The sequence below is a fragment of the Clavibacter sp. genome, assembly GCF_014802555.1.
GTDB classification, from domain to species: Bacteria; Actinomycetota; Actinomycetes; order Actinomycetales; family Microbacteriaceae; genus Clavibacter; species Clavibacter sepedonicus.
Map to the genome: position 1 here is coordinate 38,184 of NZ_JAAVCB010000117.1, position 6,755 is coordinate 44,938.

The following is a 6,755-nucleotide window of genomic DNA, read 5'->3' on the forward strand; positions in this document are numbered from 1 at the left end:
GCCTTAAGCCGATAATGTATCTTATGTCATGTGCGGCGCCAGTGTCTCGCTTTCCTGCGCTCCTGTCACAGCGATGCCGCGCTCAGGGCGTGCTGAAGAGTCGCCTCCGGTTGGTGGCGGGCAGTGAAATACGCACCCAGTAGCTCGTCGGACATGACCATGCCATCCGCCAAGAGCCTCTGTTTCCTCACTGAAATGGCAAGCTCACATGCAGGCCTCGATGAAGCGCTCAGCTACATCGCCAGGGCGTAATACGGTTGCTCTCGGAAGAGCACAGCCATGGGTACGTAACTCATATAGGTCTCGCGCCCTGAACCTGGCAAGCCAGCGGCACCGATGATGCCAATGAGCTTCATGTCCCTGCCGAGTACAGGCCCCCCGGAGTCGCCTGTCCGTGTTGCTGTTGAAAAAGTCTCCGCAACAACTTCCTGATTCTCCACCTCCAGCCCGGGCGGCGAGGCGACAGATACATAGTTGCACATAATCCCAGTTATGTACCCGCTGGTGCAAAAGATCTCCCGAGCATCCGGGACTTTGGTTCCGGCTACCGGCACGGATGACTCCTGCCCGGAGCGATTCCTCACGGCGAGCACCTCACTCCGCGCCCGAGGCTCGTAGTCACTAGTGAGCGTGCAGCGGATACCCGCCGACGTCGGATAGCAGCTTCTCCTCGTCGTCTGCAAGGGTTCGATCCGGATAATCGAGAGGTCGGTGTCTGGCGATTCCCAGATGACTGTCCCGACCTCAACGTCGTAGACGCGGACGTGGGCGCCCCGACCACCGCAGTGCTTCGTGGTCGCCACGTAGCGGACGGCACGCTGATAAGGCGTGATCCGCGACAGGATGCCAGTTCCTGTCAGCACGGCTCCAGCAGTGCAGTCATAGTCCCTGGTGTAAGTAGAACCATGGCTCTCGCTGAAGATGAGGTGGGTACCGGCTACCACAGGTAACGAGTTACGGGCGAGGCGATCGACCGCCCGGGCGGGCGGGCGGGCGGGCGGGCGCGCGGGCGGGCGCGGCGATGGAGCAACACCCCAGAATCGTGGCAAACGCGAGGACGAGGGTTAATATGCTCTTACTAGGGATTCTCACAGAATCCGACACTAGTTCAAGAGAATGGATAGGTAGGCGCGCTCTCCACAGGTGCGACTCGAGCTCACGCACGAGTTAAGGTACAAATGGGTGACAACTGATCGATAGCGTCGGGAGCCGCTAGCGGGGAGGATGCCACCGTCTCCGATTTGCGCCTGCTCCCTCGCCGAATAGTCCGGGCCCGTAGCCCTTGCAGTGTCAGCTGGCATGGTCGCTGGGCGTCGCGTTTCGTATTACCAGTGCGCGACCAGTTCGCGTAATCGCTGAATCTGCATCGGGCACCAATACTTTGCTCTATGTCCAGCCATGGTGCAAGGCCGTCCGCTACGCGGCCGTGCGGCACCCGACCCGCCGTGCCCGAAGAACGTCGCCCGCGTCTGCTCGACCGTCAGTTCACGACCCGCGACAATTGTCCCGGGAAACGCCGGCGCGATGAGCTGCGATGAAGCACGTTCTGCAACGCGCTGTGCCACCTGCTCGCGAATGAACCGGGTAGCGTGCCGAGCGACGGACGGGATACTGGTGGTCACGATTCGGGCGGCCCTGAAGTCCACCGCCCTGCGCTTCACGACAACCACAGTCATATAGTCGCGGACGACAACGTCAGTCAGCCTGCGCGGGCGGCGTGGCCCTCGGTCGAGAGCACAACCGCACGGACGGCGGACATCCACGCGGCCGGCGACCTCTACGCCGGCACCTTCGAGTATGAGCGGGCAACCGGCCTGTGTGAAACCTGCCATGGGTTCGAGGTCGCCCCGTATCTTGTGGGCTCAGCCATCCGATTGGACGTGACACGCGCCATGCAGCCCTCTATCGCATCGCACTTGACCCTGACCTCCCGTGACGACCGCCGTCGCGGTTGGGCCGTAGTCGCAACGGTCGCGACGCTCAGTATCGTCGGGTCGCTCACGACGGCTACCCCGGCAGCGAACGCCGCCGAGAAGTCGATCGCCGTATCTGTGCAGGACGGCTCATTTTTGCAGGACGTCGTTGACGGGCGTATCACCGTTGACCAGCTCGTCGACGCGAGCATCGCCGGACGCGCGCAGGGAAGCCCCGCTCTTGACCGCGGCACCTTGACTCAAGGGATGACGGCCGAAGTCGAGCAGCTCCGGAGTACCGGCAGTACTCCCGCCTGGGGACAGCTGGGTAGCGACACAGACCAAGGTCAACCCGAGATCCTGCAGTCGGCAGCCACCCCCGCACCCGACCCGGAGGTCGGCACACAGCTATCGTTCTGGCGCAAGTTCAAGCACTTCTTCCATCATTGGGGAACCGTGAGGATCACCGCCCCTGTAGGAGATGCCCTCCTCGGAGGCGGCACGGCGGCAGGCATTGCGGCCCTTGTCGCTGGCGCATTCGGATTCATCGCCTCCGCGATCTTCACATCCATTGGTGCCGCCGCGTTCATCGCCCTCGGGGCGGTCGCATTAAGCTGCGAGCCCCGTCACCTGAAGTTCCTGTACATCAAGTTCCCCGATCTCGGAAACAGCCACTGCGGCAACTAACTCAAGCGCTCCCCCGAAGCATCGATCGCCTGTTGTTACAGCTCATGGTGATCGCACGTGCACTAAGCACCTGAGGGGCGCCGTCAAGCAGGATATAGCTGACACTCGACCGACTCCCGCTGAGGTCGCGTAGCACACTGAGCCGTTGCGGGCGGGCAGCACACCCGCTCCGTGACGGCCACGTTCGAAGTTCTTCCTACCGTTAGTATTGGGAACGAGGCGAGCTCCTTCATGACGGAATGCCGCTCCGCGGCGCATGCGGCCGCGCGTGGCTCAGGTCGGCGCCGACGCGGCAACCGCCGCTGTTCGAGCGGCCGGCAGGAGGCCTCGGTCGCCCATAAGTTCGACTACTCCCCCCACGCCGCGACGTATGCCACGAAGGCCATCGCGCTGCACGAGTCGGGTGTCGCCGACCTCGAGACCGAACGGCAACGACAGCGGGACTCCCCCGATTGGAGTCTCCGACCTATCAAGTTACCCAATGGCCGCTAGCTCATTCCGGGACGCAATCCCTCACCGGACGTGAGAATCGGCACGCGTGCCCAGTACGATGTTCCCGAGGAGCTTTGAGCCCGAGTCCGGCGTCGCGCGGCTCCGGCCTGGACGAGGGGATGCGCTGGCCAAGTCCATCGGAGCTGGCCCACGCCGTATCTATTGGGCATGACCGGTGCGAGGGCGCAGAGGATCTTCATCGCGTTCGGGTCGGCGCCTGTGGTGGGTGTGCCGTAGAAGACATAGAAGTCGACGGTATGGCCACCTGCGTCAATCACGTGCCCGGACGTATCACTGGCCTGTGGACAGTGCACGCGGCCCCGGCACAGCGTGGCCAAGATCGGTTGCACCACCCGCCGGCGTCTGCCGCCACAGAGGACGTCGCTCCCGCCTACTCACATGAGGTCATATGTCCCCCAAGCCGCGAATTGCGCTAAACGACGATCGCGCCCGTTTTCTCGACATTGCGCTGTGGCGCCGCCGAGGATTCCGGGCGGTAGCTGCAGTGACTACTGCGGTGTGCATCTTTGCGTCCGGTGTGATCGGGGGGCCTCTCTGCTCGGTCGCTGCGCACGCGGCGTCCCTTCCGATGAATACGGGCCCTTCCCGCACGGCCGCGGTGACCGCGGACCAGGTTCGCGCGCCCTCGGACGACGAGGCCTCTGCTACGGAGACCTACTGGAGTGACGATAGATTGAGAGCTGCTGAACCGGACGACGACATTCCATCGAGCCTCAATACCGCTACCGCCGACAGCGCCATTGTGCACGCGGTATCGGGGAGCATCGCCAGCGTACCGTGGGTAGGCACGCTGGCGTTCATCCGAGATGGGCGAGACAAAAAATGCTCTGCAGCCGCCGTACAATCCGATTCCGGTCTCATGGTCGCTACCGCAGGCCACTGTCTGGTCTCCGACGGCAAATTTGCAACATCTGTCGCGTTCACCCCAGGATGGGATGGAAAAGGCAGGCCGTGCTGACACGTACCAGGTTCCGCCCGAGTGGTCGGTCCGCGAAGATGACTCTCACGACGTCGGGTTCGTGAAGGTCATCCGGCACGCAGGACGATCACTGGAAGCCGTGACCAACGCCCCGCGTGCAGACTTCACCCTGGCGAAGTCCAGCCTGCACTACTTCAGCCTCGCCTACGCCAATATCGCAAGTGGGTACTCTCCTCGACCCCTAGCGACATGCGTCGGCCCGGCTTACAGCATGAGGGCCGAACGTTCCCTGGCGATGGTCGGGTGCATCGCGAGCCCCGGCATGTCCGGCGGCGCCGTCTATCACGTGTCCTCGACCGCTCCGAAGGGCACGCAAGTGGGAGTCATCAGCCGAGCCCTGGAAACGGTGAACGGACCAGCCACCGCCTTCACCCCCTTCGGGGATGTAGAACTGCTTGTGTTCCGTCTAGTCGATTCGTTCCACCGCTAAGACGCAACTTCGGCTGTCGCACAGTGCCCGCTTCCGAACGACGATGATGACAAACGCACGAGACATGGCAAACCCCCAACGCGCTGCATGACGAGGCGTTTCATCGGACGCGCGAACGAGGGAACCCTGGTCCCATCACGAGACCATTCATGAAGACGCGCGTAGTAGTACCGATCCCATCGCTATTGGGAGTTCGACACCAGTAGTCAAAATCAAGCACCCGTAGGGGCGCAGCCCCCCCGATCCCCAAAGCGAGCAAGCCTCCGTCTCACGAAGCGAGCCGAGCTCAGGTCGTGATGACGAGGACGCAGGCATCGCAAAGTAGAGGGAGTGCCTTGGGGGATACCTTCGACAAGTGGCACGACGACTTTGGGTCTGCTGCCCGCACCCGCGGCGACAGTAGCTCCTAGGATCAGACACGCCCCTTCTCTCGGTAGTCGGCGGTCTGCGAACCGCGCCGTAGATTGTGCGGATTCACCCAAGCGCCGGCTACGCCGCCCAGAACGACACAGCAGCGCATCCGACTGTGCGCGTGACCCGTACAGACCTGCTGACTCGCACGCAGGACGTACAGCACCACCACTCTGTGCCCCGGGTTCATGAGGCGGCGGCAGCGATGCCCCCTGTGGATCGTTTACTCGCGATCGTCGACCTCTTCCTAGAATCGCCTACCTCTCGTACCAACGCCTTCTCCGGGTTGCAACTCACCCGGCACTTGCTCCGCACAAGTTGGGGAGCTATTCCTAGGTTTTTCGCTGAACAGTGAGGCCCTCCATGATCACAATCATTTCTCAATCCACACCGACCCGATTCCGCATCATTAGCCACCCGATGGCCTTCGCCGTGGTATTTCTCGTTTTCGTGTCGGCCATTCTCGTGATCGACGCACCAAGCAGCGCCCGTGCGGAAGCGAGATCCGACTCAACCACGTTTACCCACCCGTCTCATAGCGGGCAATCAATTGGTCCCATGACCGCGAACGCAGAAAGCGACCCCGCAACAGGATCAGCACAAGTGACCTTCGTGCCCGTGCCGCCCCCTTCAACTACACCGAACCCCGGCCAACATCTCCGAGATGACAAGAGCTGGAAGTCATTCAAAAGGTGGCTAAACCGCAAATTCCATCCAGTCATCCACTTGGGCGGGATGACCGTAAGAGCGATCGTTGGAAGCGCCTTAGGCGTGGTGGGCACAGTGACCTGCTCGCAGCTGTACTTGACCCCGGTAGTGTGCACCGTGGTCGGGGGCCTCCTGGGCGCGGTTTTCGCACTCATCGCGTCGTCCAAATGCGGCCAAAAAGGTATTTTTATTCCTATTCCGGACTACTGGAACGATTGGTGCGGGTAGAGGCCGCCACGTTTTTCGCGGTATATCTATCGGTGCGGAGCGTCCTCACGGGCCGTTTCGGCCTGCACCGGTGCCACTTGGCGAGCTGCCGCCGGTCGTTCCGCCGGGCGAGCAGCCTGGCGAGGGGTGGAAGCGGTTCGGGGACGAGTTCGGGCCTGCCGCTGTCGACGACTCGCCATGCGCCTAATCAGGTCCTCGCTAGTCGAGTAGGTCTACCGGGAGCTGTTGGCTACCGGACTCGGCCCTCACTCGCGCTTCGACCACTTCGCGTCTTCCTGACGCATCCGCTTGAGATTTTGCACCCATAAGCCGATTTGCCCCGACACGACTAACACCAAATCGGCGGCCAGGAACGTCTTGTTCTCTGATGTCAGGAACCGGACCATGCAAACGATGCCCAGGGTGCTGGCGAGGAGTCCGAACACGGCAAAGCGTGTGAGCTTGAAGTTGAGCCTGCGGCGCGGTGAGGGCATGCAGCAACGCTCTCACGGACGTGCTGCTCAATCGCACCCATGGTGCAACTGACTGTTGCACCTGTAGTCCGGAAAAGGATCCCTCCCCGGACCACCTCACGACGTCGTGCTCGACCGCGGAATCGCGCGTCTCATCTGACTGGTCAGGCGGTGGATCCGGGGACGGGGGGGCTACCTCAGACGCTGCATGCATGGCAGGACAGCTCATCGGGTACGCCCGCGTCTCGACCGACGCGCAGGACGCCACCGCGAAGCGGGACGCCCTCGCGCCGCTCGGGCTGACACCGGATCGGATCTAGCTGTACTGGGTCATGACGTTGGTGACACTCGGGCCGCGGGCGTGAGCCCGTGGCTTGAGTGGATTCGTTCAGTGTTGTAGTGCTCGATGAAGGGGTCAAGCGCGTCGGCCCGGT

Annotated in this window: 6 protein-coding genes and 1 pseudogene; 4 read left to right on the forward strand and 3 right to left on the reverse strand. The window is 62.5% G+C overall.

Annotated features, from left to right (window positions below; translation table 11 throughout):
* Positions 1-233 precede the first annotated feature (233 nt).
* Positions 234-803, reverse strand: a complete 570-nt coding sequence (locus HDR73_RS12950) for a chymotrypsin family serine protease (RefSeq protein WP_223842801.1) — start codon at positions 801-803, stop codon at positions 234-236.
* 786 nt (positions 804-1,589) lie between these two features.
* On the opposite strand from HDR73_RS12950, the gene HDR73_RS12955 reads away from it, so the two are divergent.
* From HDR73_RS12955 to HDR73_RS12965, 4 genes are all read left to right on the forward strand, one after another.
* Positions 1,590-2,600: a hypothetical protein gene (locus HDR73_RS12955; protein ID WP_012296875.1), complete on the forward strand. Its 1,011-nt coding sequence runs from the start codon at positions 1,590-1,592 to the stop codon at positions 2,598-2,600.
* Between the two features lie 231 nt (positions 2,601-2,831).
* A complete protein-coding gene (locus HDR73_RS16590) occupies positions 2,832-3,092 on the forward strand; it encodes a putative immunity protein (RefSeq protein ID WP_012296874.1) in 261 nt (86 codons plus the stop codon).
* Positions 3,093-4,048: 956 nt separating this feature from the next.
* A complete protein-coding gene (locus HDR73_RS12960; protein ID WP_012296871.1) occupies positions 4,049-4,522 on the forward strand; it encodes a trypsin-like serine peptidase in 474 nt (157 codons plus the stop codon).
* A 774-nt stretch (positions 4,523-5,296) separates the two neighbouring features.
* On the forward strand, positions 5,297-5,869 hold the full coding sequence (locus HDR73_RS12965; protein WP_287136460.1) for a hypothetical protein: 573 nt from the start codon (positions 5,297-5,299) through the stop codon (positions 5,867-5,869).
* A 245-nt stretch (positions 5,870-6,114) separates the two neighbouring features.
* On the opposite strand, the gene HDR73_RS12970 is transcribed toward HDR73_RS12965, so the two are convergent.
* Both HDR73_RS12970 and HDR73_RS12980 read right to left on the reverse strand, forming a co-directional pair.
* Positions 6,115-6,342, reverse strand: coding sequence for a hypothetical protein (locus HDR73_RS12970; protein WP_012296867.1), 228 nt, complete (start codon positions 6,340-6,342; stop codon positions 6,115-6,117).
* A 309-nt stretch (positions 6,343-6,651) separates the two neighbouring features.
* Positions 6,652-6,755, reverse strand: a pseudogene (locus HDR73_RS12980) (IS481 family transposase); the annotation flags it as partial.

What these genes read in the sequence shown, in the direction of transcription:
- HDR73_RS16590 (WP_012296874.1), top strand. Translation starts at nt 2,832, where the DNA reads ATGACGGAATGCCGCTCCGCGGCGCATGCGGCCGCGCGTGGCTCAGGT.
- HDR73_RS12960 (WP_012296871.1), top strand. Translation starts at nt 4,049, where the DNA reads ATGGAAAAGGCAGGCCGTGCTGACACGTACCAGGTTCCGCCCGAGTGG.
- HDR73_RS12965 (WP_287136460.1), top strand. Translation starts at nt 5,297, where the DNA reads ATGATCACAATCATTTCTCAATCCACACCGACCCGATTCCGCATCATT.
- HDR73_RS12970 (WP_012296867.1), bottom strand. Translation starts at nt 6,342, where the DNA reads ATGCCCTCACCGCGCCGCAGGCTCAACTTCAAGCTCACACGCTTTGCC.